The following is a 26,382-nucleotide window of genomic DNA, read 5'->3' on the forward strand; positions in this document are numbered from 1 at the left end:
CTCAATGAGCCGGGGCCTTCGTAACAACGTGCGCGAGGGGGGAGTTGAACCCCCACGCCCTTTCGGGCACACGGACCTGAACCGTGCGCGTCTGCCTATTCCGCCACTCGCGCGCTGCTGGATGAGGCTAGCACGGCTCAGAGGCCGACTCCGAATCCAATAACCGTGAAGTGGTTCACGTCCCGCCGCAGGTCTAGTAGCGTGCGGATCCGCCCACACCTCTCTTCACCGTGCCACCTGAGGGAAGATCGGAGAAGATCCGCAGGACATCCACAGTATTGGAGTCTGCGGGGACCTACCGGTCTATACGATCTAGGTAGTCTGCCCGGCGCAGACCCCGGAAGGAGGTGGCATGGGCGCCCTGGACCGCTTCGAGAAGAGCGTGGAGCGCATGATGAACAACGCGTTCGCCAAGGTGGGACGTGGCGAGGTGAAGCCCGTCGAACTGGCGAGCAGGCTGCGACGCGAGCTGGACGACCGTGCTGCGGTTGTCGGACGCGACCGTACCGTCGCCCCGAACGAGTTCACCATCGAGCTCGCTCCCGACGACTTCGCCCAGATCGAGGCGTGGGGCGCACAGACCCTCGCCGACGAGCTCGCGTCCAACATCACGGCGTACGCCGCGACGCAGCACTATGCGTTCGTGGGCCCCGTGAGCGTGACGTTCGACGAGCAGTACGAGCTGGTGCCCGGCCGCTTCACGGTGCGGTCACGCAGCGTGCAGGGAAGCGTCGCCCCGGCGACGTCCGGCGCGCCGACCGGCAGGCACCCGCTCATCGACATCGATGGCCAGCGGTACCTGCTCACCGGACCAGTGACCGTCATCGGCCGTGACGCCGAGGCGGACATCGTGGTCGACGACCCGGGGGTCTCCCGCCGTCACCTCGAGATCCGCGTGACGCCCGACGGCGTCGTCGCGACCGACATGGGATCGACGAACGGCCTGTACGTCGAGGGCCACCAGGTCCCGGCCGCGACCTTGCTCGATGGCAACACCATGACCATCGGCCGTACCCGCATCATGTTCTGGACCGGAAGTGCCTCCGGTGCAGACAACGAGGACTGGTGAAAAACCTGACATGAGCGAGCTGACGTTCACCCTGCTTCGGCTGGGCTACCTCGTGCTGCTGTGGGTGTTCGTGCTCTCCGCCGTCGCCGTGCTCCGGCGCGACCTGGCAGGACCACGTACGGCCAGCGGCCGACGGCGCCGTCCGGAGCTCGCGGGGCCGGCCCCGACGCCGGCCCCCGGTGGTGGCGCTCCCCGCGCTCCCCAGCGCGGCGGTCCCTCGCGGCTCGTCGTGGTGGCAGGCCCCCTCACGGGGACCACCATCCCGCTCACCTCGTCCGGCGTGCTGATCGGACGCGCGCCGAGCTGCACGCTCGTGCTCGACGACGACTACTCGTCGTCGCGCCACGCACGGATCTTCCCCCAGGGCGGCCAGTGGTTCGTGGAGGACCTCGGCTCCACGAACGGCACGTACATCGGAGAGGAGCGGGTCCAGGGCATCCTCCCGCTCGCTCCAGGTGTGGGTGTGCAGATCGGACAGTCCGTCGTCGAGCTCCAGGGATGACCATCACGTGACCGTGACCTTGCGGTATGCCGCGCGCTCCGACGTCGGCCTCGTCCGCTCCAACAACCAGGACTCCGCCTACGCGGGACCCAACCTCCTCGTCGTGGCCGACGGGATGGGCGGGCACGCAGGCGGCGACGTCGCGTCCGCGCTGACGATCGCAGCCCTGGTGGGCCTCGACCGGCCCGACCACAGCTCCGACCAGTCGATGTCCGAGCTCGAGCGCTCGATCGACCGCGCCCGGCAGGACCTCGTCGACGCGACGACGGCCGACCCGGACCTGGCGGGAATGGGCACCACCGTCACGGCGCTGCTGAAGTCCGGCAACACGCTGGCCATGGCCCATCTGGGCGACTCCCGCGCGTACCTGCTGCGCGACGGCGTCCTCGCACAGGTCACCGTTGACCACACCTTCGTGCAGCACCTGGTCGACACGGGTCGTATCACCGCCGACGAGGCGGAGACCCACCCGCAGCGCAACGTCGTCATGCGGGTGCTGGGTGACTTCGACCTGGACCTCACGCCCGACCTGTCGATCCGCGAGGCGATCCCCGGCGACCGCTGGATGCTCTGCTCCGACGGCCTGTCCGGCTTCGTGCCCGACGAAGAGATCGCCGAAGTCCTCATCTCGGTCACGACTCCGCAGGACGCCGTCGAGCGGCTCGTCTCGATGTCCATGCGCGCCGGCAGCACCGACAACATCACCGTCGTTGTGGCCGACATCCTGGACGAGGCCGCCGCTGCCACCACCGCCGCGACCGTGACGCCGGAGATCGTCGGCTCGGCCGCGCTCGCCGGCGTGACCGCGGCGGGCGGAGACCCCGCGAGCCCCACCGCCCTGCCCGGCTCCGATATCGACGGCGACACCGTGACCGGCTTCACCCGGTCCCCGGTCCCGGCGGGCGGCCAGCCGTCTCCCTCTCCGGCCGCTGTCAGCGTCCTGCCCGACGCCGTGGCGCGCGACGGCCTCGCCGACACGCTCGAGCAGGCCATGGTCGCCGGTACTTCCGACGAGGAGCAGTACCAGCCGGACGTCCAGCCGGACGACGACCTGGAGGACGAGGTCGACGAGGAGGAGGTCCCGCCGAAGAAGCGGGTCTGGCTCACCGTGCTCGGTGCGCTCCTGCTGGTCGTGGGGCTTGTACTCGCGGGCTGGGCCGGCTACCGCTGGACCCAGACCCAGTACTACGTGGGTGAGTCCGACGGCCAGGTCGCGGTGTTCCGCGGTATCCCTGCCACGGCCGGCCCTCTGACGTTCTCGACCCCGGTCGAGCTCACCGGCACCCGCGTCGACGAGCTGCCGGACTTCGTCGCCGACCGTGTGCACGAGACGATCCGGGCCACGTCGCTCGAGGACGCCCGCGGACGCGCCGACCGTCTCATCGCGGACGCCACCGAGGAACCCGAGCCGACGACTTCACCGTCCCCGACGCAGTCCCCGAGTCCCACGGCCAGCGAGCGGCAGGGCAGAGACTCGGCACCGCGGTCCCGGACGACGTCCGGCGACTCCGGCCAGGAGACGAACGGATGAGCGCGCTCCGACCCGAGGAGAATGCCCCGACGCGGGTGGCGGAAGCCCTGCTGCTCGTCGTCGCGCTGGCGCTCGGCATGGGTGGCATGTGGATGGTCGGTCACTCGATCGACAACAGCCTGCCCGAGGGGTTCTGGACCTACTCGATCGTGCTGGCCGCGCTGGCCTTCACCGCGCACATCGTGCTGCGGCTCCGCGCACCCTACGCCGACCAGGTGATCCTCCCCGCGGTCATCCTGCTGAACAGCGTAAGCATGGCGACCATCCTGCGGCAGGACCTCGCCGGCATCGACGGTGCCAACGCCTCGCGTCACCTCATGTGGACGGCGCTGGGGATCATCGTGGCGTGCGTGGCCCTCTTCGTCATCAAGGACCACCGCAGCCTGCGGCGCCTGACGTACACGGCCATGATCGTCGGCATCGTGCTGGTCATCCTGCCCCTGGTCCCGGGCCTGGGCCGCGAGATCAACGGGGCGCGGATCTGGATCTACATCGGCAACTTCTCGCTGCAGCCCGCGGAGTTCGCCAAGATCGCGTTCGCCGTGTTCTTCGCGGGCTACCTGGTCGCGAACCGCGACACCCTGGCGCTGGCCGGCAAGAAGTTCCTCGGCCTGCAGCTCCCCCGCCTGCGCGACCTCGGTCCGATCCTCATCGTCTGGGCCGTCTCGCTCGCGGTCCTCATCGGTGAGAAGGACCTTGGTACGTCGCTCCTCTTCTTCGGCCTGTTCGTCGGCATGCTGTACCTCGCCACCGACCGGGTGGGCTGGATCGTCATCGGTCTCGCGATGTTCGGGGCCGGCGCTGTGGTGGCCTGGTCGATCTTCAGCCACGTGCAGCTCCGTGTGAACATCTGGCTGGACGCTTTCAACCCCGACCTCATGACCGGCCACTCGTACCAGCTGGTCCAGGGCCTCTTCGCCATGTCCTACGGCGGCATGTTCGGCGCGGGCTGGGGCGAGGGCTACCCGGAGTACATACCGTTCGCCTTCTCCGACTTCATCTATGCCTCTCTCGGCGAGGAGCTCGGCCTCACCGGCCTGCTCGCGATCCTGCTGATCTACCTGGTGATCGTGCAGCGCGGTCTGCGGCACGCCGTGGGCGTCCGGGACGGTTTCGGCAAGCTGCTGGCCGGCGGCCTCGCGTTCGTCATGGCCCTGCAGCTCTTCGTGGTGGTGGGCGGGATCACCCGCGTCATCCCGCTCACCGGTCTGACCCTGCCGTTCATGGCTCAGGGTGGGTCGTCCCTGCTCGCGAACTGGATAGTCATCGCACTCATGCTGCGCATCTCCGACGCCGCCCGACGCCCCTCCGCGCTGCCGACCCGCGGCGCCCTGGCTGATCCCGTACCCGCCGCGGCAAGCGGCGACGCCATCGCGGTGGGGGGTGCGGGCCCGGTGCAGGCCGAGACCGAGGCCGGCGCCGGCCGCGGCGCGACGCCTGACGACGCGACGCAGATCGTCCGGGGGGTGGACCGGTGAACGCGACACTGCGCCGTCTCTCGACCGTCGTGATGGTCATGTTCCTGGCCCTCATGGTGTCGACCAGCTGGATCCAGTTCGTCGCCGCTGGTGAGCTCAACGACCACCCGAGGAACGTCCGCGGGATCTACAGTGCCCTCGCGCGTGACCGCGGGCCGATCGTGGTCCGCGGCGGCGAGGCGATCGTCACGTCCGTACCGGTGGACGACAACTTCAAGTACCAGCGCACCTACTCCGAGGGCGACGGCGGCGCTGCCAGCGTGTACGCGCCCGTCACCGGCTACTTCTCGGTCAACGGCACCGTCACCGGGATGGAGCGGTACGCGAACAGCTATCTCGCGGGTGAGGACGACTCGCTGTGGCTCGACCGGCTCCAGAACCTCGTCACGGGGGAGGAGGCGCAGGGCTCGTCGGTCGAGCTCACCATCGACCCCAAGGTGCAGAAGGCCGCCTGGGACGCCCTGGGCGACAACATCGGCGCGGCCGTGGCCATCGACCCGAAGACCGGGGCGATCCTCGCGATGGTCTCCAAGCCGTCGTACGACCCGAACACGCTGGCCGTGCACAACGCCGGCGAGGCGACGGCGGCCTCCGAGGCGCTGATCAACAACAAGCCCCAGGTGAACTCGATCGGCGGCGAGGAGCGGCTCAGCCCTTACGGGCCGACCATCAACCGCACGATCAACGCCATCTACCCGCCCGGCTCCACGTTCAAGCTGCTCACCGCGGCTGCTGCCATCGAGTACGAGGGCATCACCCCGGACACCTCGATCCCGGCGGAGGACGTCTACCAGCTTCCCGGCACCACGGGCGACGGTGGCCGCGTACACAACTACGGCGGCCAGACCTGCTCGGACACCGGTGAGATGCCGCTGAAGGACGCCATGCGGATCTCCTGCAACACCGCGTTCCTCGCGCTGGCCAACGAGGTCGGTGCGGACGGCATGCAGCAGATGTTCCAGGACTTCGGCTTCACCGAGTCGATCGACATCCCGATGTCCACCTCGGTCGGCGCCTACCCGGGCCTGTCCGACAGCGCCACGGACGACTCGGCCGCCCGTATCGCGCTCTCCGGCATGGGTCAGGGTGACCTCCGTATGACGCCGCTCCAGGTCGCCATGATGTCGGCTGCCATCGCGAACGACGGCGACCTGATGGAGCCGTACCTCGTCCAGAGCGTGCGGGACAGCGACCTCGAGCTCGTCAGCCAGACCAAGCCGAGCCGCTACAAGAGCCCGTTCTCGTCGTCGACGGCCGACGCCCTCACCGAGATGATGGTCGAGGTCGTCCGGGACGGCTCCGGCACGGGTGCACAGATCTCGGGTGTCGACGTAGCAGGCAAGACCGGTACCGCCGAGGACGACCCGCGGTCGCCCACCCTGTGGTTCACGTCGTTCGCACCTGCCGACGACCCGCAGGTCGCTGTCGCCGTGGTCCTGGAGAACGAGGGCCAGTCGACGGACGAGTCCACGGGTGGCGCCCTCGCGAGCCCGATCGCCGCGCAGATCATGCAGGCGGCGATCTCGAAATGAGGCCGGTCGAGGGTCTGACGCTCGGTGAGCGCTACACGCTCGTGCGGCGCATCGCCATGGGCGGCATGGGCGAGGTCTGGGTAGCGCGTGACGAGAAGCTCGCGCGCGAGATCGCCGTGAAGGTGCTCCGCGAGGAGTACACGGGCAACGAGGACTTTCTTCGTCGCCTGCGCACGGAGGCCCGGAACTCGTCGACCCTCGTTCACCCCAACATCGCGCAGATGTTCGACTACGGCGAGGAGCGCGGCGCCGGCTATCTCGTCATGGAGCTGGTCCTGGGCGAGCCGCTCGCCGACCTGCTCGAACGCGAGCCCGTGCTCCCGCCGGCCCGGCTCCTGCCGATCCTGGCGCAGACGGCCCGTGGCCTGCACGCCGCTCACCTCGCCGGAGTCGTGCACCGGGACGTCAAGCCGGGCAACATCCTGCTGGAACATTCCGGCACGGTGAAGATCACCGACTTCGGCGTCTCCGTGGCGCAGAACCAGGTGCCCATGACCGCCACGGGCATGGTCATGGGCACTGCCCAGTACCTGTCGCCCGAACAAGCGGTGGGTCAGTCGGCCACCGGAGCCTCCGACATCTACGCGCTCGGCGTCGTCGCCTACGAGGCCACTGCCGGTCGGCGACCGTTCACGGGCCGGACGCCTGTCGACATCGCGATCGCGCACGTCAACGCGCCGGTTCCGCTGCTGCCGACGTCGGTCCACCCGGGCCTCGCCGAGACCATCACGCAGATGCTGGAGAAGGATCCGGCGCAGCGCATCTCCTCGGCGGACCAGCTCGCTCGGCACCTCGACGTGCTCGCCGCGGAGATCGCGGAGGACCCGTTCGGCAGCTCGCGCTACGCGCGCCGGGCACGCCGGGACGGCCCGCCGTCCGGACAGCGGTCCAACAACGGCCGGAGCGCCGCGCCGCAGCCGGGACCGTCGCACGCACGCCGGCAGACACCGTTCGGCCAGAGCAGCGGCGGTCGGCATACGACTGTCGCGAACGCGCAGTCCGCGCCGCCGAGCCCGGACCGTGGCACCCCGGCCGGTGGGTACGGATCGGGCACGCCCGCGGGTGGCTACGGTTCAGGCCCCTTCGGCTCAGGCGCCTACGGTTCCGACTCGGCCGGCTACGGCACGACGTCGGGCACCCATGGCACGGACGCGTACGGGCGTCCCTACTCGCCCGCGCCAGGCAACCCGGCCGGTAGCCCCGGGTCGGGGCAGTACGGCACGGACTCCGCCGGCTACGGCGCAGACTCGGCAGGCTACGGTGCGGACTCCGCGGGCTACGGCACCACGTCGGGCACGTACGGCACCGACGCCCAAGGCCGGCCGCACGGTTCCGGCTACGTCCCGTCGCCGTCGGGCAACGCGGCGGGCAACGGTGCGCGGTCCTACCCGTCGCGTCGTGATCTGCACTCGACACGCCAGGACGGACGGAGGGTCCCCCAGCAAGGGCGCTCCGGGGGGCACCCTGGGAAGCGACGAAGCCTGTCGTCCGACATCCAACGGTGGCTGGGCGGGATCGAGGACCGCATCGGGGTCCGCGTGTCCTGGCCGCTGGTCGCGCTGGTCGCGTTGCTGCTGGTGGTGCTCATCATCACGCTGGTCACCGGAGGCGGCGACAACAGCGCTCTGCAGGAGCCGTGGAGTTCCTCCGAAATCTACGCCGAAACGCTGAATCCCCCGGCAGCGGCCGCAGTCGCCGCTTCTGGGATGATGCTTTTCAACGAGCCGTATGCCCTGAGGCACACGACCATGACATCAAAGGACGTATGAGTGGTGGAGAACACGCCCCGCGTACTCGCCGGCCGCTATGAGGTCGGCGAGCTAGTCGGCCGTGGCGGCATGGCCGAGGTCCACATCGGCCACGACACCCGTCTCGGTCGTACCGTCGCGATCAAGGTGCTGCGTTCCGACCTCGCCCGTGACCCGTCCTTCCTCGTGCGCTTCCGGCGCGAGGCACAGTCCGCCGCCGCTCTGAACCACCCCGCGGTTGTCGCCGTGTACGACACGGGCGAGGACATCCACCAGAACGCCGCGGGCGAGGACGTGCACGTCCCGTTCATCGTCATGGAGTACGTGGAAGGCCACACGGTCCGCGACATCCTGACCGACGGCGCGGCGGTACCCATCGAGGAGGCCGTCGAGATCACCGTCGGCGTGCTCAGCGCGCTGGAGTACTCGCACCACGCGGGCATCGTGCACCGCGACATCAAGCCCGCGAACGTCATGATCACCCCCACGGGCGCGGTCAAGGTGATGGACTTCGGCATCGCGCGTGCCATGGCGGACTCCGCTGCGACGATGACCCAGACGCATGCTGTGATCGGCACCGCGCAGTACCTCTCCCCGGAGCAGGCCCGCGGCGAGCAGGTGGACACCCGCTCCGACCTGTACTCGACAGGCTGCATGCTGTTCGAGCTGCTCACGGGCCGCCCGCCGTTCCAGGGCGACTCGCCGGTCGCGGTCGCGTACCAGCACGTGGGCCAGGAGCCGCAGCGCCCGTCGGAGGTCGCCACCGACGTCCCCGACGTGCTGGACCGCATCACGCTCAAGGCACTGACCAAGGACCGCGAGCAGCGGTACAGCACAGCCGCCGAGTTCCGGCGCGACCTGGAGGCCGCGATGCGCGGCGGCCAGGTCACCGCGCCGATGGTGGGCGCCATGATGGGCGCCACCCAGGTCGCCGGCCAGCCCGCGTACGGCGCCACGCAGGTCATGTCTCCGACCCCGGCCAGCTGGGGTCCGACGACGGCGCAGCAGAGCCCGGTCACGCCCGGCGGGGGATACCCCGGCCAGCCGAACCGCGGCGACCAGGAGCCCGAGAAGAAGAGCAAGGCCCTCATGTGGTGGCTTCTCGGGATCGCCCTGGCAGCGGTCGCGGCCATCGCCATCGCGATGGCGATCGAGAACGCGGCCAACCAGGAGCCGACGACGGTCCCCGTGCCGGCGATCGAGGAGGGCATGGCCGCCGAGGATGCCAGGGCGCAGATCGAGGCAGCCGGTCTGGGGTTCCAGCAGGCCATCGACAAGGACTCCGATCTCGAGGAGGGCACGACCACCGGCGCCACCGAACCCGCGGCAGGCGAAGAGGTCGAACCGAACTCGACCGTCACGGTCTACGTCGCGGGCGCGCCCGGCCAGGTCACCATCCCGGACCTGAAGAACCTTTCCGAGGCTGACGCCACGGCACGGCTCGAGGAGCTCAATCTCACCGTCGGCAGCACCCAGACGGAGAACAGCCCCGACGTCGCGGCCGGCATGGTGACCAAGAGCGAGCCGAGCGCCGGACAGCCGGTGCAGGAGGGCTCGGACGTCGTGCTGTACACGTCGACCGGCAGGACGACGCTGCCGAACGTCATCGGGCAGTCCAAGGAGGGCGCGCAGTCGCAGCTGCAGAACGTCGGCCTCGGCACCATCCAGTGGGACGAGGAGGAGAGCGACGAGGTCCCGCCAGGGACCGTCGTCCGCACCGACCCGGAGGCCGGCGACGTGCCGCAGGGTCAGTCGGTGACCGTCTTCCTCGCCACCGCGCCGGAGCCCGAGGAGACGACCGTCCCCGTCGACCTCGTCGGCAAGACGGTCGAAGAGGCCCAGGTCTCGTGCACCGGCTCCCAGGTCACGTGCGTCGAGGCCTCGCAGGAGCCCTCGGAGACCATCGAGGAGGGCCGGGTGATCCGTTCCGACCCGCCGCCCGGAGCCACGGTCGAGCAGGGCGCCAGGATCAACCTGGTGGTCTCCTCCGGTCCTGCCGAGGGCGAAGGCGAAGGCAACAACGGCCAGGGCGAAGGTAACGGCGACGGCGAGGACATCTTCCCGTAGCACGCGCGCTGACCGGGGAGACCCGGTCAGCGCAGGGCAGGCATGGCGTCGTCGGTCACGAGGTGACCAGCGGCGCCATTCCCTGTGCCCGCTCGACCGCGCCGTCGAGCCCGCAGGTCTCGAGCCAGTTCGCGAGCAGCCGGTGGCCGCCCTCGGTGAGGACGGACTCGGGGTGGAACTGCACGCCGTGCAGCGGCAGCTCACGGTGCTGCAGGCCCATGACGATGCCGGACGCAGTCGTGCACGTCACCTCGAGCTCAGCGGGCACGCTGTCCGGCGTCACCGCGAGCGAGTGGTACCGCGTTGCGGTGAACGGGATCGGCAGGCCGGCGAGGACGCCGTCGCCGGTGTGCCCCACGAGGCTGGTCTTGCCGTGCATGAGTTCCGGCGCGTGGGTCACCGTGCCGCCGTACACCTCGGCGAGGGCCTGGTGTCCCAGGCAGACGCCGAGCATCGGGGTGCGGGACCGGGCACAGGCGCGGATGACGTCCTCGGACGCGCCGGCCTCCGCGGGCGTGCCGGGTCCGGGCGACACGAGCACGCCGTCGTAGGGCTCGGGGGCGCTGTCGCCGCCGTCGTACCAGTAGCGGCCGTCGGCGTCGGGGGAGGGCACGGCGTCGTTCCGGACCACCACGGTCCGGGCGCCGATCTGGTCGAGGTAGCCGACGATCGTATAGACGAACGAGTCGTAGTTGTCGACGACGAGGATGCGCGTCATGGTCAAATGCTACGGCGAGGACCGCTACGCGCCGACCGTCGTGTCGTTGAACGGCATGTACTCGCTGAGCCACGGGAAGAACTCGGTGAAGCACACCGCGACCACGCCGAACACGAGCACCAGGCACACGAGGAACTTGAACCAGCCGGGCCCGGGGATGGCCCGCCACAGGAGCGCGTACATCAGCTCACCAGCTCCTTCGGCTTGCCTTCGCCCACCGGGGCCCAGTAGTCGAGCTCGCCGTGCACGATGTACCGCTCGGTCGCGGAGAACATCGGGTGGCAGGAGGTGAGCGTGATGAACCGCTTGGTCAGCTCGGGCATGGGCTGGTCGTCGGTCACCCCGGGCACCGGGGCGATCACCTCGACGTTCTGCGGATACACGATCTTCGCCTCGGTCACCTTGTAGACGTACCAGGTCTTCTTGGTCCGGACCACGACCGCGTCGCCCTTCTTGAGCTCCGCGATCTGGTTGAACGGCTTGCCGTACGTGGTGCGGTGCGCGGCGACGGCGAAGTTGCCGAGGTCACCCGGCATCGCGGTGCCGGTGTAGTGCCCGATACCGATGGTGTCGAGCACCGTCGCCTTGTCCGTGCCCTCGGCGACCGGCTTGACGTAGTCGTCCCCGAACCGGGGGACGAACATCTGGGCGAAGAGCGTCCCGGGCTCGGGCGGTTCCTTCATGACGGGCGGCGGCCCGTGGTTCTCCGGAGCCGTGGCGGGACCCTGTGGCGCGGACTCCCAGTCCATCTCGGCGATGATCTCGCTCTGGGCCCGCGCACCTTCGACGTCGGTCCACCAGAGCTGCCACACCACGAAGAGGCCGAGCACCACGCCTGCGGTCACCAGGAGCTCACCCAGGGCGCCGATCAGCCAGGCGACCGGCCGCATGGGCGCCGCCGACCCGCTGGGCCGCCGCGCGTTGCGCGGGCCCATGCCGGACGGACCGCGCTGATACGCGATGGGGAAGACCTCCTGTGGCAGCGGCACGTTGTGGCCGGCCTGCGCGTGGGTCATCCAAAGACCTCCGTACCGTCGGGAACCGTCGCATACTGCAGACCGCCGCCGTCGTACGCGGGGAGGTCCAGGTTGTCACTACGTCGCACGTCCCAGCCCAGGTGCACCCAGTCGACGTACTCCAGATACGTCTGGACGCCCTCGGAGCTCATCAGTGACGCCTCCATCTTCCCCGGGTCTCCGACCGCCGTCACCTTATAGGGAGGTGAGAACACCTTTCCGTGCAGCAGCAGGATGTTCCCGGAGCACCGGAAGGCGGACGTCGAGGTCACGCGTTCACCCTGCAGGGTCATGGCCTCGGCCCCGCCCGCCCACAGGGCGTTGATGACGTGCTGCAGGTCCTGCTGGTGCACCACGAGGTCGTCGGGCTGCGGCTCCACCCCGCCGGGACCCGCACCGACCGCCGTCGACGGCGCGTCGTCGAGCGTCACCGTGAGCCCGGCGCCGCGCACGGGTTCCGACCCGGACACCACACCCTCCCGCTTCACCAGGTCGCCGTCCGGCGTGGGAACCGTGGTGCTCGCGCGGGCGCTGAGCGCCTCGATCTCCCGGTCGAGCGCGCCGGTGCGCTCGGTGAGCTCGGCGACCCGGCCGGTCTCGGCGTCAACCAGCTGGGCGAGGTCCTGGGGATCGCGGGTGTCGGCGCCGCCGCCGTCGGCCAGCCGCGCGCTGGCGCTGAACATGAGTCCGGCCAGCACCGCCACAGAGCCCACACTGACCCAGGAGCGCCATCCCGCATGCCTCGGGGCACGAGAGAAGCCCGTCGCACCGCTCCTGATGGACGGCTCGCCGGTCGGTTCGGCTCCGGTCACCGCGTCCCTCCTGCAACATTCGACAAACCCGCGGACGCTTCTGGTCACGCCTGCGGCCTGTGGAGCACTACGCTAGTCCACGAGAATGCAGACGTCGGCTCGGCACACCCGTCGGGCGGACCACCCCAGGACAGGAGCCCGCCTCGTGCCCGAGTCGAAGTCCCGCAACAAGAAGAAGGCCACGCCCAAGACCGAGAAGTCCGAGGCGAAGGTCGCGCTGCCTGGCGAGGCGACCAACCCGCGCTGGCTCGCCCCGGTGATGCTGGGCCTGATGATCCTCGGTCTCGTGTGGATCGTGACGTTCTACCTCACGAGCTCCGAGCTCGGCCTGCCGATTCCGCAGCTGGGGCAGTGGAACCTCGCGGTCGGCTTCGGCCTGATCATCGTCGGTTTCGGTCTCACGACCCGCTGGAAGTGACCGCTCCGCGGCCGCGCTGAGGCGGCCGCGGAACTGTGTCCCTATTTATCCACAGCTGTGGGTAAAGCTGGGGAAAAGAGAGTGGTGACACACCGCCAGGTGTCGGAAACGGCCCAGTTGCTCGCATTCGAGCGCCAGCCACCGAAGCGCCACCGCTGCGTTCACAGGACGCCGACCGAGCTGTAGCGCCACACCGCCAGGCCCACGAGAAGTGCGATGCCGACGATCGGGACGACCCAGGCGACGGCGGCGCGTCGGTCCTTCGGTGCATAGGCGTAGGCCGCGGCCACCAGAGCTCCGGTGACGAGCCCACCCAGGTGCGCCTGCCAGGAGATGTTCGGCACGAAGAAGCCGATCGCGCCGTTGATCGCGAGCAGGACGAGCACCTGACCCATGCTCCGGCCCAGCCGCCGCATCACGGGAAGCATCGCGCCGAACAGGCCGAACACCATGCCGGACGCGCCGACGACCGGTGTCACCCAGGCATCTGACGTGAACGGGTCGCCCGCGAGGAGCAGCACGCCGACCGACCCGCCGACCGCGGAGAGCAGGCACAGGACCGTGAAGCGCAACCGCCCGAGCAGCGGCTCGAGGAACTGCCCGGTTATCCACAGGGCATACATGTTGAACAGGATGTGCAGCGGCGAGGTGGAGTGCAGGAACGAGGCCGTGAGGAAGCGCCACGGCTCCACCGCGCCGCCCCACGGCCAGAACCACAGCATCTGCGTCCAGGCACCCGACGTCACGAGCTGCAGGAGCCAGCTCACGACGCAGATCCCGATGATCGTGAGCGTCACCATCGGCCGGCCGCTGGCAGCGGCGCTGTCTGCGGCGCCGCCGAAGACGGTCCGGACACGCGGTGCCGTGCGCTTCGCCTCCCGGACGCAGTCGACGCACTGCACGCCGACGGCGGCCGGCCGCTGGCACTCCGGGCACGCGGGCCGGCCACACCGCTGGCAACGCACGTAGGCCACCCGGTCCGGGTGGCGCGGGCAGACCGGAGCCTCGGCCTCGGTCGGCTCCTCAGCGGCCGGGTCGTTCATCGCGATACGTCCTCAGTCCCCTCGGTCCTCGGTATCTCCCGGTCGTGCCGGGCCCAGCCGGTGCGGCGGCCGCCGTCGGCGCTCAGGGCTCGATGGTGACCGACGTGATCGTGATGTCGTCGACGGGACGGTCGCCGGGGCGCGTGCGGGTCTTGCCGACCTCGTCGACGACCAGACGCGACGCGTCGTCAGCCACCTTGCCGAAGATCGTGTGCTTGCCGTTCAGCCACGGGGTCTCCGCGGTGGTGAGGAAGAACTGCGAGCCGTTGGTGCCCTCGATCTCGCCCGTCACCGGGTTGCGGCGCTTGCCGGCGTTGGCCATGGCGAGGATGTACTTCTCGTTGAACTGGAGCTCCGGGTGGATCTCGTCGTTGAACGTGTACCCCGGGCCGCCGGTTCCCGTTCCGAGCGGGCAGCCGCCCTGGATCATGAAGTCGTCGATGACGCGGTGGAAGATCAGGCCGTCGTAGAACGGGTCCTTGCGCTCCTCACCCGTCCGCGGGTCCGTCCAGGCCTTCTCACCGGTCGCGAGGCCGACGAAGTTCTCGACAGTCTTGGGCGCGTGGTTCGGGAAGAGCTCGATGCGGATGTCACCGGAGGTGGTGTGCAGGATTGCGAACATGTATCAATCCTCCCACGGAGCGGCCCGCTGGTGCTGCACCGACGCCGCTCGCCCTCGCCAGTAGGCCTTCGCGGTGGCAGAGTGGCATCTTGAGGACTATTTGAACAGTTCGAGGGGAGCTTCATGACCCGCAAGAAGGTGACCGACTACGTGGACACGAACAAGATCGACACCGAGAAGGTCAAGGAGAGGGCCGCGGAAGCCGCAGCTCTGCTTTCCGACGTCAGCTCCAAGGCCGCAACGCAGGCAGGGGCCGTAGCGGCCCAGGCCAAGGACCGGGCCTCGAACGCCAAGGACTGGGCACAGCCCCGCGTCAACGAATTCATCGCGTGGCTCACACCGCGCGCGGAGAAGGCGTGGCAGGACAGCGTCCAGGCCGCGGCTCCTCAGGTCGAGAAGGCGGCGGGCAAGGCTGCGCCGCTCATCGACACCGCGCACGACAAGCTCGTGGACGACCTGCTGCCGAAGATGGTCTCCGCGTTCAACGCCGCGGCGTCCAATGCGGCCTCCGCACAGAGCAGCGCCCTGGCAGCGGCCGCGGCCGCGGAGAAGGCGAGCAAGAAGAGCTCCAAGAAGGGTTGGCTCGTCGCGCTGGCCGCGGGCGGCGTCGCGGCAGCCGGCTACGTGTTCTGGAAGCGCGCGCAGCCGCAGACCGACCCGTGGGCCGAGCCCTGGGAACAGGGCACGGGTGCCGACTACACCGACGGCGCCGCGCGGCACTCGTCCGGCGTCGGCTCGGCTGCGGGTTCCGCCGTCGCCAAGGGCAAGGAGGCGGGGGCCAAGGCCGCACAGACGGCCAAGGACCTCGGCGTTCGGGCCTACTCGGCGGCAGGCCCCGCGTTCGAGGCCGCAAAGGAGAAGGCCGGACCGGTGCTGGAGAAGGCGGCCCCGGTCCTTGATGCCGCGAAGGAGAAGGCCGCACCGGTCTTCGACGCGGCGTGGGCGACCGCGCAGAAGGCGAGCACGGCAGCCCAGAAGCGCGGCGGCAGCAGTGACCCGGTCGTTGCGACGCCGGAGACGGCAGAGCTCGGACCGACCGAGACCACGCCGCCCGCCGAGATCCTGGACGAGCCGGTCCGGACCGAGCCCGTGGTGGACCCGCTGGTGGACGAGGTGCCGCCCGCGGAGGCCAAGCCCGCGGGGGAGAAGAAGCAGGAGGGCTGACCTCCGCTTCGCCTCGACGAACAGGAGGGCCCGGCCGACACGGCCAGGCCCTCCTGTCATGCGTGAGGCGACTGGTGGTACCGGGTCACCCGCCGATGGGCGTGGCGGCCCCGGTGAACGGGTCCAGCTGGATGAACGCCTCGGTGGGGTCGCCGTCGTGCACGAGCGACTCCTGGTTGACGACGTCGTCGAACGCGAAGGCGTAGGCCTTGCCGTCCGCCATCTGCTCGTGGATGTACTTGGCGTAGTAGTTGGTCACCGGGTCCTGGTAGAAGCCCGCGGGGTCCTGGGTCGGCTGCGTGGTGCTGTCGAGCAGCGAGGAACGGTTGAATCCGGCGCACAGCGTGCGGGCGATGGCGCCGACGTCGTCGTTGGGTGCCGCCAGGTCGCCGGCGCACCCGAAGATCGACTCGCCCGAGGGCTTCGGGAAGGTGGCGACGACAGCGCCGGAGGTGTCGGTGAACGTCATGGTGTCGCCGGAGACGGTGCCGAGGAACTTGGTGTCCGGCCGGTCGCCGTACGGCACGACGGTCAGGGTCTCGCTGGAGTACTTGCTCCAGACCCGGTCCACGTAGTCCGACAGGATGTTCGCGTCCACCTGGCCCGTACCGACCCCATGGCCGGGAGACAGGACGCGTAGCACCGAGCCGTCAGGTCCCGTCTGCGCGAGCCCGTCCCAGCCGTCCTGCTGCGACAAGGCGGAGACGACGTTGTCCCAGCCGTCCGGCTTGAGCATCCCGGTGTGCATGAGCTCGCCGCTCGAGGAGCGCAGACCTGTCTGGTACGGCGCGGAGAAGAAGTCGACCTGCGTGCTGTTGATCCACAGGCCGGAGTCGTTGAGCGTGTACTCGGTCCAGTTGAACAGGATGTTCCGGTTCGGGTCGTCCGGGTTCTGGACGGCGGGCTGCACGAGCTGACCGTCGTTGACGATCTTGAAGTCGAGCTTGCTGCCGTACGAGAAATAGACCCGGCCGGACAGCTTGGGCATCTGGATGGTGATGTCCTGCCCGTCGGCAGGTCCGGTGATAGACGCGTCGGGCGCCGGCTCCGGGACGCTGCCCGCGTCCGGCCAGGGGTGGAACGTACCCTCGGCGTCGGCGTAGCCGAGCTGGCCGCCGGTCTCGCCCAGCACATAGATGAATACCTGGTCACCACGACCCGAGTCGTTGGTGATGGTGAGCGGGATGGTGTCGGGCACCGCGGTCGCCGTCGGCGTGGCGACGACGGCCGCCGATAGAGCTGCGGTCAGGGCGGCGGCGGTGCCGATGAGTTTCCTGGTCAGGGACACTCGATCCTCCTCGAATCACGAGGGGCCGGTCAGTTGGGTGATGCGTGCCCCTCCGCCTCGACGATATGGAAGGGGTCCTGCCATGTCAGTAGCCCGGGGCGGATCGGGGGTGAAAAATGCGGACTTCGAGCCGGATGTACGGGGATGCCACTAGCCGATGTACGTGTTCCCACGGACACGAGAGGGAGCCGCCCACCCGTTTTCACTCCAGAGCTCACCCTCGCTGGGGACCTCTGGGCCGCATGATGAGCGCCACCACGGAGTAGACGCAGGGCTCGCTGCCTGGATTGGCGTAGGCGTGCGTCATGTCGGCGGCAAAGTAGACGGAGTCACCGGCGAGGAGGTCGGTCACCTGGCCGTCCAGGCTGAGCCGGAGAGCCCCTTTCTCCACCAGGACGAACTCGTGCGAGCCCGGCGCGTACGCCGGAAACTCGCCGGCATCGCAACCCCCGGGCAGGGTGGTGCGGACCCACTCCAGGTTCACCCCGGGTACGACCGGGCTGACGATGGTCCGGCGCCATCCGCCCGGCTCGTCGACGGCGTCCTGCTCGGCGGCGCGGCGCACGATCACCCGTCGCGGTTCCACGTCGTTGATCAGGTCGGCCAGGCCGATGCCGAGGCCGTCGGCGATGCGGGCCAGCACGACGACGGTGGGGGCCTTCTGCCCGCGCTCCACCGACGAGAGCATGCTGACACTCACCTCGGTCACGGACGCCAGCTCCGCCAGGGTCATCCCACGGTCGTGACGCAGGCCTTGCATGCGGGTGCCCAACTTCGCGAGGTCGAACATTTCGCTATAATACCGCTGTCATTCGCTATAGTGGAATCGAGTCGATGTGTCCGCGCTGCCACCAGCCATTCGTCCCGTAGCCCCCGGGTCCGCCGATCTCGCCACCGTGACGGTGATCATGGAGCACTACGTCAAGCACACCGTCGCCACCTTCAACGAGATTCCGCCGACCGCCGACGACTGGGTCCAGCGGCACGCGGACCTCGCCGCGCGAGGCCTCCCGTTCCTGGTCGCCGAGACGGCCGGGGGAGTGGCCGGCTTCGCCTATGCCGCCCCGTGGCGCCAGCAGACGGCGTACCGGTACACGGTCGAGTGCACCGTCTATCTCGCCCCCGAAGCGACCGGTCAGGGCATCGGCTCCGCGCTGTTGACGGAACTGGTCGACCGATCCATCGCTGCCGGGTGCCGACAGATGATCGCCGTCATAGCCGACACCGGTAACCCGGCCTCCGTGGCCCTGCACCGCCGCCTCGGTTTCGCCGACGCCGGGCGGCTCCATGCGGTCGGGCTCAAGCACGGCCGGTGGATCGACACCGTGCTCATGCAGCGCGACCTGACCACCGGCTGAACGGAGCGGCGGCACGGAGCGGCGTCCTCACGCTCGGTGTCATCGCCCCCAGTAAAGACTGTGCCCACCGGGAGCCGAATGAATTCGGCCCTGGTGGGCAGTGGTGGAGCCAGCGGGACTCGAACCCGCAACCCCCTGCTTGCAAAGCAGGTGCGCTACCAATTGCGCCATGGCCCCTCTGCGGGCTGCTCAGTCGAGCGAGTCGGTGACCTCGGACCACAGATCGCGCCCCGCAGCGTCCTCACTCAGCTTGCGCCAGAGAACGTAGCCGGCGCCGGCAGCGAGCAGCACTATGAGCAGCTTCTTCACGAGTTCCTCCTGAGGAGCCTCTGCAGGTCCGGGAGTGGGGCTAGGAGGACTTGAACCTCCGACCTCTTCCTTATCAGGGAAGCGCTCTAACCGTCTGAGCTATAGCCCCGGGCGAGCGTTCGGCACGCTCACGCGACACTGGAGATTACCCCAGGTAGGGACGATGTCCCAAACCGAAATCGCGGTCCGCGGTGTGACGTACATCGAGTCGTGCGCAACAGCGCACGAGAACGCTCTGGGTGACGCCGAACGAGGCGTCAGTCGTCGGTCAGCGTCATGTGCACGCCGCCGACGAGTGCTGCAGTGATGTTGTACAAGAACGCCATGATCGTGGCGATCGCGGTCAACAAGACAATGTTACAGATGCTGATCAGGGTCGCCAGCGAGATGACACGCGGGAACTCCACGAACTGCGTGAGGTTCACGTCGCTCTGCGGCCCCACGGCATCCTCGACGAAGTCCTGCACGGTGGTGAACACGCCGAAGCTGTCCAGCACCGACCAGAAGACCGCCGTGGCGACGACCGTCATGATCGCGATCGCCACGGCCAGTAGGAACGCGAGCTTCATGACGGACCACGGGTCCACCCGAGAGATCGCGAGACGCACGCGGCGCGGCCCGGCCGGAGCCGGACGTGGCACCTCGGGTGTGGGGGCAGACGCGGACTGGGGCGGCGGCTGGGGCGCCGTGGCACCTGCAGCCTGCGGGCCGGCCGCAGTGGCCGTTCCGCGCACTCCACCCGCCGTGTAGTGCATCTCCGGCCGAGTCTGGGGGTCGCTCGCGGGCGTCGCCGACCGCGTGTCGTCGTCAGGCATGATCGACGTCACCTTCTTGGCTGCGCTGCGGGCGGTGGCGAGGGCAGCCTGGGCTGCCTTCATCGCGCCCGCTCGAACACCGTCTGAACCCTCCGACGCGGTCGCCGGAGGTGCCGGCGGCGCATCGGGTGCCGGAACCCGGTTCCATGACTTCGCAGTGGCCGCCGCCTCCGGTGCGGGGGCGGCGGTCGGAGGCGGCGGGACGTCGTTCTTCGTCGAGACGCGGCCGATCGCCGACCCGAGACCTGGCTCAGCCGTGGCCTCACTCTTCTCCGACGCCGCCGGAGCATCAGCCTTCGATTCCTTGCCAGGACGACCCGCCTCGTAGGCGGACCGCCAGATACCACCGGTGGTAGGCACGCCCGACTCCTCCGGCGCGGGAGGCACGGGCGCCTCTGCACTGGGTCGGGGTCCCGCCGCCTTCACCGGTGGGGCTGGAACAGCGACCGGCCCGGACAGCAGGTCAGTGTTCTCGCTCGCCGCGTCGGAACCGCCGTCGGCCGCGCCAGACGTGGCAGCACCAGTCTTCTTCGTGGACGCCGAGCTCTTGCCGGAGTCCGCCTCCGCCTGCTTCGAGTCAGGGGTCTCGGCCGGAGCCGGCTCCCCCTTCACGTCCTTGCGGTCCCTGGTGATCTCCAGGTCTTCTTCGAGCGCGGGCGGCGCCGTACGCACGGGCCCGCTCTTGTCACTCGTCATCAGCTGTCCTCGCGTCCGGTGCTGTCCTGCTCAGGGCTGCTCGGAACCTCTTCGGGATTCGAAATCTCTTCCACGGTAACCCGCTCCGCGGAGTCACCGTCGGAGTTCTCGTCCACAGCACCTGTCGTCTCGTCCGCGACTTCGCGTTCCGCGTTGCGCGCGACGGCGATGATCCTGTCGCCCTTGTCCGGCTTTGCGAAGGTTACTCCCTGCGTGTTCCGTCCGGTGAGATTGACCTCCGCCACGGCGGAACGCACGATCTTGCCGCGCTCCATGATGACGAGCACCTCGTCGTCCGCGTAGGTGACAAGAGCACCGACGAGGTCGCCGCGCGCCTCGACGAGGTTCGCCACCTTGATGCCGAGGCCGCCGCGACCCTGCACCCGGTACTCCGAGATGCGAGTGCGCTTGGCGAAACCACCCTCGGTGACGACGAAGAGGTCGGCCCCGTCGATGACGACAGCGGCAGAGAGCAGCTCGTCGTCCTCACGGAACTTCATCCCGGTGACACCAGACGTGGCGCGACCCAACGGGCGGATGGACTCGTCGTCCGCGTGGAAACGGATCGACTGACCCTTCCGAGACACGAGGATGAGGTCGTCGTCCGCGTTCACGAGGCGAGCCGAGACCAGCTCGTCCGCGGCGCCGTCGGAGTCCTCACGCAGGTTGATCGCGATGAGCCCGCCCGACCGCGGCGAGTTGTACTCGCTCAGGCGGGTCTTCTTCACGAGCCCGCGACGCGTGGCCAGGACCAGGTACTCCGCAGCCTCGTAGTCGGGGATGTCGAGCACCTGGGCGATCTTCTCGCCGGGCTGGAACGCCAGCAGGTTGGCGACGTGCTGGCCCTTGGAGTCCCGGCCGCCCTCGGGCAGCTCGTAACCCTTGGCCCGGTAGACCCGGCCGAGGTTGGTGAAGAACAGCATCCAGTGGTGGGTCGTCGTCGTGAAGAAGTGGTCCACGATGTCGTCCTCGCGCAGCTGCGCGCCGCGCACACCCTTGCCGCCGCGCTTCTGCGAGCGGTAGTTGTCCGTCCGCGTCCGCTTGGCGTAGCCGCCGCGCGTGATCGTGACGACGACGTCCTCCTCGGGGATGAGGTCCTCCATCGACATGTCACCGTCGTACGGAAGGATCGTGGTGCGACGCTCGTCGCCCCAGCGCTCGGTGACCTCGTCGAGCTCCTCGCCCACGATGGACCGCTGGCGGTCCGGCTTGGCGAGGATGTCGAGGTAGTCGTCGATCTCGGTCTGCAGCTTGGCGTGCTCGTCGAGGATCTTCTGCCGCTCGAGCGCCGCCAGACGACGGAGCTGGAGGGCGAGGATGGCGTTCGCCTGCTGCTCGTCGATGGTCAGCAGGTCCATCAGGCCCGTCCGCGCGCCGTCGGCGTCGGGGGAGCGACGGATCAGCGCGATGACCTCGTCGAGCGCGTCGAGGGCCTTGAGGTAGCCCTCGTAGATGTGGATCTGGTCCTGCGCCTCCTTGAGGAGGTACTCGGTACGCCGGCGCACGACCTCGATCTGGTGCGTGGTCCAGTGCCGTACGAACGCGTCGATGCTCAGGGTGCGGGGCACCTCGTCGACGAGTGCCAGCATGTTGGCGCTGAAGTTCTCCTGCAGCTGGGTGTGCTTGTAGAGGTTGTTCAGCACCACCTTCGCCACGGCGTCACGCTTGAGCACGATCACCAGGCGCTGACCGGTGCGGCCGGACGTCTCGTCGCGGATGTCCGCGATGCCCTGGATGCGGCCGTCGTTGACAAGATCCGCGACCTTCTGCGCCAGGTTGTCCGGGTTCACCATGTACGGCAGCTCGGTGATCACGAGGCAGATGCGGTTCTGGATCTCCTCGACGTTCACCACCGCGCGCATGGTGATGGAGCCACGACCCGTGCGATAGGCGTCCTCGATGCCCTTGTGGCCGAGGATCTGCGCGCCCTGCGGGAAGTCCGGCCCCTTGATGCGCTGCAGGAGGGCCTCGAGCAGCTCCTCCCGGGTGGCCTCGGGGTGAGCGAGGTGCCACCGCACGCCCTCCGCCACCTCACGCAGGTTGTGCGGCGGGATGTTCGTCGCCATGCCGACGGCGATGCCGGCCGAGCCGTTGACCAGAAGGTTGGGGATACGCGCCGGAAGGACCACCGGCTCCTGCGTACGGCCGTCGTAGTTCGGCCGGAAGTCGACGGTGCCCTTCTCGATGTCGCGCACCATCTCCATGGCGAGCGGCGCCATCTTGCACTCGGTGTACCGCGGGGCGGCAGCAGGGTCGCTGCCCGGGGAACCGAAGTTGCCCTGACCGGCTACGAGCGGGTACCGCAGCACCCAGTCCTGGACCAGTCGAACCAGGGTGTCGTAGATAGCGGTGTCACCGTGCGGGTGGTACTTGCCCATGACGTCGCCGACGACGCGCGAGCACTTTGAGAACGCGCGGTCCGGCCGGTAACCGCCGTCGTACATCGCGTAGATGACACGGCGGTGCACCGGCTTGAGGCCGTCCCGCACGTCGGGCAGCGCGCGGCCCACGATCACGCTCATCGCGTAGTCGAGGTACGACCGCTGCATCTCGAGCTGGAGGTCAACCTGCTGGACACGGCCGTGGTGCACCGCGACTCGCGCGTCCTCCACGGGAATGCCGTCGTCGGAGTTCTCCACGCCGGGGGTCTCGTCCGTCACCGTCTGTACTTCCTTTCCACGCCGATGGGCGTGTCACTTCGTCTCCTGGGCCGCCATGTCCGTGCCCGAAACAGCACACCCCGGTGGGGCGTCGCTCGGGGGCGCGCGAGCCACCCAGCCGGCGGCTCGCGCGCTCATTCCTCAGATGTCGAGGAAGCGCACATCCTTGGCATTGCGCTGGATGAACGTGCGGCGGGACTCGACGTCCTCGCCCATGAGTACCGAGAAGATTTCGTCGGCCGCGGCCGCGTCGTCCATGGTCACCTGCAGCAGCGTCCGGTGGTCCGGGTCCATGGTGGTGTCCCAGAGCTCGGAGTAGTCCATCTCACCCAGGCCCTTGTAGCGCTGGATGCCGTTGTCCTTGGGCACCCGCTTGCCCTGTGCGGCGCCGGCTTCGAGGAACGCGTCGCGCTCCCGGTCCGAGTACACGTAGTCGTGCGGGGCGTTGGTCCACTTGATCCGGTACAGCGGCGGCTGCGCGAGGTAGACGTGTCCGTTCTCGATGAGCGGGCGCATGTACCGGAACAGCAGGGTGAGCAGCAGGGTGCAGATGTGCTGGCCGTCGACGTCGGCATCGGCCATGAGCACGATCTTGTGGTACTTGAGCTTCGAGATGTCGAAGTCCTCGCCGATGCCCGTGCCGAACGAGGTGATCAGCGCCTGCACCTCGGCGTTGGACAGCGCCTTGTCGAGCCGCGCCCGCTCGACGTTCAGGATCTTGCCGCGCAGCGGGAGGATCGCCTGGTTGTGCGGGTTGCGGCCGCGCACCGCGGAACCGCCGGCCGAGTCACCCTCGACGACATAGATCTCGCACTCGTCAGGGAACCGCGACTGGCAGTCCCGGAGCTTGCCGGGCATCCCGCCGCCGTTGAGGACGCCCTTGCGGCGGGTCGCCTCGCGCGCCTTGCGTGCGGCGATGCGGGCCTGCGAGGCCGAGATCGCCTTGCGGATGACGTCGCGCGCCTCGCTCGGGTGAGCGTCGAACCAGTCGACGAGCTGCTCGCGCACCACGCGCTGCACGAAGGTCTTGGCCTCCGTGTTGCCGAGCTTCGTCTTGGTCTGCCCCTCGAACTGCGGCTCGCCGAGCTTCACCGAGATGACGGCGGTGAGGCCCTCGCGGATGTCGTCACCCGTGAGGTTCTCGTCCTTCTCCTTGATGATGTTCTTGTCCCGCGCATAGCTGTTGACCAGCGTGGTCATCGCCGCGCGGAAACCCTCCTCGTGCGTTCCGCCCTCGGTGGTCGAGATCGTGTTCGCGAACGTGTGCACCGACTCGCTGTAGGCGCTGGTCCACTGCAGCGCGATCTCGACGGCGATCTTGCGCTCCGTGTCCTCGCTCTCGAACCAGATCACGTCCGGGTGGACGAGCTCCACCCGCTTCGCGGAGTTGAGGTGGTGCACGTAGTCCATCAGGCCGTTCTCGTACTTGTACGTCACGGTGCGCCAGCCGTCCGACTCCGAGCCGGGCTCCTGGGTCCCGCCGTCAGCCGAGGGCCGGCTCTCGGTCCCGACCACGTCGTCCGCGGCGACCTCGCGCTCGACGCCCGTCACCTCGTCAGTGGGGGCGGAGTGGCCCGCACGCTCGTCGGTGAGCGTGATCTTCAGGCCCTTGTTGAGGAACGCGTACTGCTGGAACCGGGCACGGAGCGTCTCGAAGTCGTACTCGGTGGTCTCGAAGATCGTGCCGTCGGCCCAGAACGTCTGCGTGGTGCCGGTGCCCTCGTCGGGGCCGAGCGGCTCCAGCCGGTCGACACCCGTGACCGGGTTGCCGCCCTCGGTGTACTCCTGGCGCCAGTTGTACCCGTCGCGGCGTACCTCCGACACGAACCGGTAGCTCAGTGCGTTCACCACGGACATGCCGACGCCGTGGAGGCCGCCGGAGACGGCGTAGCCGCCCCCGCCGAACTTGCCACCGGCGTGCAGGATCGTCATCACGACCTCGAGCGTGGGCTTGCCCTCGGTCGGGTGCATCGCGACCGGGATGCCTCGACCGTCGTCGGTGACGCGTACGCCGCCGTCGGCCAGGAGCCGCACGTCGATCTCGGTGGCGTGGCCCGCGAGGGCCTCGTCCACAGCGTTATCCACAATCTCGTACACAAGGTGGTGGAGCCCACGCTCACCGGTCGATCCGATATACATGCCCGGTCGCTTACGAACGGCCTCGAGACCTTCCAGGACTGTGATGTTCCCGGCGTCGTAGCCGCCGTCGATTCGCTCTGTCACGGGCGGGGTTGCTCCTCGTCTTTCAGGCACACGATGTGCACGACGACGGACGTACCAGCGGCTGCACGAGCGGCTCGGGCCCACAGGGGCTCATGCCGTGCTCGGTTGCTGACGTACGGTCCGACGGCTCGTCGGTGCTCAGCGTTCCGGGCCCGCAGGACGATCCTGGGAACCCGGCGCGGTTGACCCCCTCATACTACCTTCTGAGCGGCGAAAACCCGGGATCCCGGGGTGTTTGTGGCCACTCCTCCACAACCTTTCTCCACAGGGTGATTTTTGGGGTCCTGACAGGGCTCCGAGGGGGTCGGCGGAGCCTCGACCGGGTGCCCTGTCCGGCCCATCGGCGCGGGCCTCGACCGAGCGTCTCGAGGCAGCCGGGTCGTCTTCCCGTCTCTCGGCGGCGACCGCGGGGGCGACGGTGGGGGATGAGGGCGCACGTATGTTCGGAGCCCGGACCTATCCCCTCGGTACGGTCCCCGAATCGTCATGTCCATGACTGTCGAAGGTCAGGCAATTCACCGGCGAGGGCGACATTTCGTTGATTTGGTGTTATCTGCTCTAATAGCGCCGACCGGTCATATGCGCAACTTGGCGCACAGTCTCACTTTCGAAGGGCTACAGAGTGAAGAAGCTTCTCGCCGGCGGAACTCTCGCCGTACTGGCATTCGGCGGCATGATCGCCACTGCCGCTCCCGCATCCGCTCACACCCCCGCCGCCGGCTCCGGCTGCGGCTGGGTTCAGGTAGACCTGAAGGCGTACCGCGACGCCAAGGTGACGGTTGTCATCGACGGCAACACCGCCTATGAAGACGAGTTCTCAGGCCAGTTCTTCAAGAAGTTCGAGGGCCTCGCGCTCGACAAGCCGCACGAGTGGACCGTCACCGTCGACGCCTACGACGGACACAACGGGACCCAGTACGACTGGTCGAAGTCCGGCGCCATCGACGTCTGTGAAAAGCCGGCCCCCACCCCGACCCCCACCCCCGAGCCCACGCCGAGCGAGCCGGTCGTCGAGCCGACCCCGGAGCCGTCCGAGCCCGCCGTCGAGCCGACCCCGGAGCCCTCTGAGCCCGCCGTCGAGCCGACCCCCGAGCCGTCCGAACCCGCCGTCGAGCCCTCCGAGGACGCGTCCGTCGCGCCCGTGGCCCCGGTCGACGAGCCGTCGCCCAGCCCTTCTTCTGACGAGCCCCCGGTGCTCGCCGCGACCGGTGCGACCGTCGGTGGCGCCATCGGGTTCGCCGCGCTGCTCGCCGCTGGTGGTGTCGCCCTCGTCTGGGCCCGCAAGCGCATGCAGAACGCCTGAACCAAGTAGT

23 protein-coding genes and 3 tRNA genes are annotated in these 26,382 nt (G+C 69.0%); 11 read left to right on the forward strand and 15 right to left on the reverse strand.

Annotated features, from left to right (window positions below; genetic code table 11):
- Positions 1-29 precede the first annotated feature (29 nt).
- Positions 30-113, reverse strand: a tRNA-Leu gene (locus tag LUU90_RS17620).
- A 239-nt stretch (positions 114-352) separates the two neighbouring features.
- Between LUU90_RS17620 and LUU90_RS17625 the strand changes: the two genes are divergently transcribed.
- Genes LUU90_RS17625 through pknB form a run of 7 tightly spaced genes read left to right on the forward strand, consistent with a single transcriptional unit; the run spans position 353 to position 9,927 of the window.
- Positions 353-1,069, forward strand: coding sequence for an FhaA domain-containing protein (locus tag LUU90_RS17625; protein WP_020017306.1), 717 nt, complete (start codon positions 353-355; stop codon positions 1,067-1,069).
- A gap of 10 nt (positions 1,070-1,079) precedes the next feature.
- Complete coding sequence (locus tag LUU90_RS17630) at positions 1,080-1,571, forward strand: FHA domain-containing protein FhaB/FipA (protein WP_275004955.1); 492 nt, start codon at positions 1,080-1,082, stop codon at positions 1,569-1,571.
- 7 nt (positions 1,572-1,578) lie between these two features.
- Positions 1,579-3,102, forward strand: coding sequence for a PP2C family protein-serine/threonine phosphatase (locus LUU90_RS17635; protein ID WP_275004957.1), 1,524 nt, complete (start codon positions 1,579-1,581; stop codon positions 3,100-3,102).
- Positions 3,099-4,580 (forward strand): FtsW/RodA/SpoVE family cell cycle protein, encoded by a 1,482-nt coding sequence (locus LUU90_RS17640; RefSeq protein ID WP_275004958.1) that lies wholly within the window; start codon positions 3,099-3,101, stop codon positions 4,578-4,580. The genes LUU90_RS17635 and LUU90_RS17640 overlap by 4 nt, the downstream gene beginning before the upstream one ends.
- Positions 4,577-6,112 carry a peptidoglycan D,D-transpeptidase FtsI family protein gene (locus tag LUU90_RS17645; protein ID WP_275004959.1) on the forward strand — a complete coding sequence of 512 codons (1,536 nt, stop codon included), beginning with the start codon at positions 4,577-4,579 and terminating at the stop codon, positions 6,110-6,112. The genes LUU90_RS17640 and LUU90_RS17645 overlap by 4 nt, the downstream gene beginning before the upstream one ends.
- Positions 6,109-7,881, forward strand: a complete 1,773-nt coding sequence (locus LUU90_RS17650) for a serine/threonine-protein kinase (RefSeq protein WP_275004960.1) — start codon at positions 6,109-6,111, stop codon at positions 7,879-7,881. Before LUU90_RS17645 ends, LUU90_RS17650 begins: the two co-directional genes overlap by 4 nt.
- The gene (gene pknB, locus LUU90_RS17655) at positions 7,882-9,927 is read left to right on the forward strand and encodes a Stk1 family PASTA domain-containing Ser/Thr kinase (RefSeq protein WP_275004961.1); all 2,046 of its coding nucleotides are present in this window, start codon (positions 7,882-7,884) and stop codon (positions 9,925-9,927) included.
- Between the two features lie 55 nt (positions 9,928-9,982).
- Here the strand turns inward: pknB and LUU90_RS17660 are convergent, their stop codons facing one another.
- Genes LUU90_RS17660 through LUU90_RS17675 form a run of 4 tightly spaced genes read right to left on the reverse strand, consistent with a single transcriptional unit; the run spans position 9,983 to position 12,473 of the window.
- Positions 9,983-10,645, reverse strand: coding sequence for an aminodeoxychorismate/anthranilate synthase component II (locus LUU90_RS17660; protein WP_275004962.1), 663 nt, complete (start codon positions 10,643-10,645; stop codon positions 9,983-9,985).
- A 24-nt stretch (positions 10,646-10,669) separates the two neighbouring features.
- On the reverse strand, positions 10,670-10,828 hold the full coding sequence (locus tag LUU90_RS17665; RefSeq protein WP_165919547.1) for a hypothetical protein: 159 nt from the start codon (positions 10,826-10,828) through the stop codon (positions 10,670-10,672).
- The gene (locus LUU90_RS17670) at positions 10,828-11,661 is read right to left on the reverse strand and encodes a class E sortase (RefSeq protein WP_275004965.1); all 834 of its coding nucleotides are present in this window, start codon (positions 11,659-11,661) and stop codon (positions 10,828-10,830) included. The genes LUU90_RS17665 and LUU90_RS17670 overlap by 1 nt, the downstream gene beginning before the upstream one ends.
- A complete protein-coding gene (locus LUU90_RS17675; RefSeq protein ID WP_275004966.1) occupies positions 11,658-12,473 on the reverse strand; it encodes a DUF881 domain-containing protein in 816 nt (271 codons plus the stop codon). The genes LUU90_RS17670 and LUU90_RS17675 overlap by 4 nt, the downstream gene beginning before the upstream one ends.
- Before the next feature lie 145 nt (positions 12,474-12,618).
- On the opposite strand from LUU90_RS17675, the gene LUU90_RS17680 reads away from it, so the two are divergent.
- Positions 12,619-12,891 (forward strand): cell division protein CrgA, encoded by a 273-nt coding sequence (locus tag LUU90_RS17680; RefSeq protein ID WP_274994675.1) that lies wholly within the window; start codon positions 12,619-12,621, stop codon positions 12,889-12,891.
- A 161-nt stretch (positions 12,892-13,052) separates the two neighbouring features.
- Here the strand turns inward: LUU90_RS17680 and LUU90_RS17685 are convergent, their stop codons facing one another.
- Entirely contained in the window at positions 13,053-13,934 is an 882-nt protein-coding gene (locus LUU90_RS17685; RefSeq protein ID WP_275004967.1) for a rhomboid family intramembrane serine protease, read from the reverse strand.
- Positions 13,935-14,016: 82 nt separating this feature from the next.
- A complete protein-coding gene (locus tag LUU90_RS17690) occupies positions 14,017-14,556 on the reverse strand; it encodes a peptidylprolyl isomerase (RefSeq protein WP_275004968.1) in 540 nt (179 codons plus the stop codon).
- 123 nt (positions 14,557-14,679) lie between these two features.
- Here LUU90_RS17690 and LUU90_RS17695 point away from each other — a divergent pair, with 123 nt between their 5' ends.
- Entirely contained in the window at positions 14,680-15,720 is a 1,041-nt protein-coding gene (locus tag LUU90_RS17695) for a hypothetical protein (protein ID WP_275004969.1), read from the forward strand.
- Positions 15,721-15,805: 85 nt separating this feature from the next.
- Here LUU90_RS17695 and LUU90_RS17700 read toward each other — a convergent pair whose 3' ends face one another.
- Positions 15,806-17,008: a beta-1,3-glucanase family protein gene (locus LUU90_RS17700; protein ID WP_275004970.1), complete on the reverse strand. Its 1,203-nt coding sequence runs from the start codon at positions 17,006-17,008 to the stop codon at positions 15,806-15,808.
- 214 nt (positions 17,009-17,222) lie between these two features.
- Complete coding sequence (locus tag LUU90_RS17705; protein WP_275004971.1) at positions 17,223-17,798, reverse strand: helix-turn-helix domain-containing protein; 576 nt, start codon at positions 17,796-17,798, stop codon at positions 17,223-17,225.
- 46 nt (positions 17,799-17,844) lie between these two features.
- Between LUU90_RS17705 and LUU90_RS17710 the strand changes: the two genes are divergently transcribed.
- Positions 17,845-18,366, forward strand: a complete 522-nt coding sequence (locus LUU90_RS17710; protein ID WP_275004972.1) for a GNAT family N-acetyltransferase — start codon at positions 17,845-17,847, stop codon at positions 18,364-18,366.
- A gap of 101 nt (positions 18,367-18,467) precedes the next feature.
- On the opposite strand, the gene LUU90_RS17715 is transcribed toward LUU90_RS17710, so the two are convergent.
- The 6 genes from LUU90_RS17715 to gyrB form a co-directional block, all read right to left on the reverse strand.
- Positions 18,468-18,543, reverse strand: a tRNA-Ala gene (locus tag LUU90_RS17715).
- A 12-nt stretch (positions 18,544-18,555) separates the two neighbouring features.
- On the reverse strand, positions 18,556-18,675 hold the full coding sequence (locus tag LUU90_RS17720) for a DLW-39 family protein (RefSeq protein WP_274994665.1): 120 nt from the start codon (positions 18,673-18,675) through the stop codon (positions 18,556-18,558).
- 35 nt (positions 18,676-18,710) lie between these two features.
- Positions 18,711-18,784, reverse strand: a tRNA-Ile gene (locus LUU90_RS17725).
- Between the two features lie 148 nt (positions 18,785-18,932).
- Positions 18,933-20,186, reverse strand: a complete 1,254-nt coding sequence (locus LUU90_RS17730) for a DUF3566 domain-containing protein (RefSeq protein WP_275004973.1) — start codon at positions 20,184-20,186, stop codon at positions 18,933-18,935.
- Entirely contained in the window at positions 20,186-22,846 is a 2,661-nt protein-coding gene (gene gyrA / locus LUU90_RS17735; protein ID WP_425596252.1) for a DNA gyrase subunit A, read from the reverse strand. The genes LUU90_RS17730 and gyrA overlap by 1 nt, the downstream gene beginning before the upstream one ends.
- Before the next feature lie 141 nt (positions 22,847-22,987).
- Positions 22,988-25,069, reverse strand: coding sequence for a DNA topoisomerase (ATP-hydrolyzing) subunit B (gene gyrB, locus LUU90_RS17740; RefSeq protein WP_275004974.1), 2,082 nt, complete (start codon positions 25,067-25,069; stop codon positions 22,988-22,990).
- A 622-nt stretch (positions 25,070-25,691) separates the two neighbouring features.
- Here gyrB and LUU90_RS17745 point away from each other — a divergent pair.
- Entirely contained in the window at positions 25,692-26,372 is a 681-nt protein-coding gene (locus LUU90_RS17745; RefSeq protein ID WP_275004976.1) for a hypothetical protein, read from the forward strand.
- Positions 26,373-26,382: the final 10 nt, after the last annotated feature.

This window comes from Promicromonospora iranensis (assembly GCF_028994775.1).
Taxonomy (GTDB): Bacteria; Actinomycetota; Actinomycetes; order Actinomycetales; family Cellulomonadaceae; genus Promicromonospora; species Promicromonospora iranensis_A.

What these genes read in the sequence shown, in the direction of transcription:
- LUU90_RS17660 (WP_275004962.1), bottom strand. Translation starts at nt 10,645, where the DNA reads ATGACGCGCATCCTCGTCGTCGACAACTACGACTCGTTCGTCTATACG.
- LUU90_RS17650 (WP_275004960.1), top strand. Translation starts at nt 6,109, where the DNA reads ATGAGGCCGGTCGAGGGTCTGACGCTCGGTGAGCGCTACACGCTCGTG.
- LUU90_RS17630 (WP_275004955.1), top strand. Translation starts at nt 1,080, where the DNA reads ATGAGCGAGCTGACGTTCACCCTGCTTCGGCTGGGCTACCTCGTGCTG.
- LUU90_RS17705 (WP_275004971.1), bottom strand. Translation starts at nt 17,798, where the DNA reads ATGTTCGACCTCGCGAAGTTGGGCACCCGCATGCAAGGCCTGCGTCAC.
- LUU90_RS17685 (WP_275004967.1), bottom strand. Translation starts at nt 13,934, where the DNA reads ATGAACGACCCGGCCGCTGAGGAGCCGACCGAGGCCGAGGCTCCGGTC.
- LUU90_RS17695 (WP_275004969.1), top strand. Translation starts at nt 14,680, where the DNA reads ATGACCCGCAAGAAGGTGACCGACTACGTGGACACGAACAAGATCGAC.
- LUU90_RS17625 (WP_020017306.1), top strand. Translation starts at nt 353, where the DNA reads ATGGGCGCCCTGGACCGCTTCGAGAAGAGCGTGGAGCGCATGATGAAC.
- LUU90_RS17670 (WP_275004965.1), bottom strand. Translation starts at nt 11,661, where the DNA reads ATGACCCACGCGCAGGCCGGCCACAACGTGCCGCTGCCACAGGAGGTC.
- LUU90_RS17640 (WP_275004958.1), top strand. Translation starts at nt 3,099, where the DNA reads ATGAGCGCGCTCCGACCCGAGGAGAATGCCCCGACGCGGGTGGCGGAA.
- LUU90_RS17730 (WP_275004973.1), bottom strand. Translation starts at nt 20,186, where the DNA reads ATGACGAGTGACAAGAGCGGGCCCGTGCGTACGGCGCCGCCCGCGCTC.
- LUU90_RS17665 (WP_165919547.1), bottom strand. Translation starts at nt 10,828, where the DNA reads ATGTACGCGCTCCTGTGGCGGGCCATCCCCGGGCCCGGCTGGTTCAAG.
- LUU90_RS17690 (WP_275004968.1), bottom strand. Translation starts at nt 14,556, where the DNA reads ATGTTCGCAATCCTGCACACCACCTCCGGTGACATCCGCATCGAGCTC.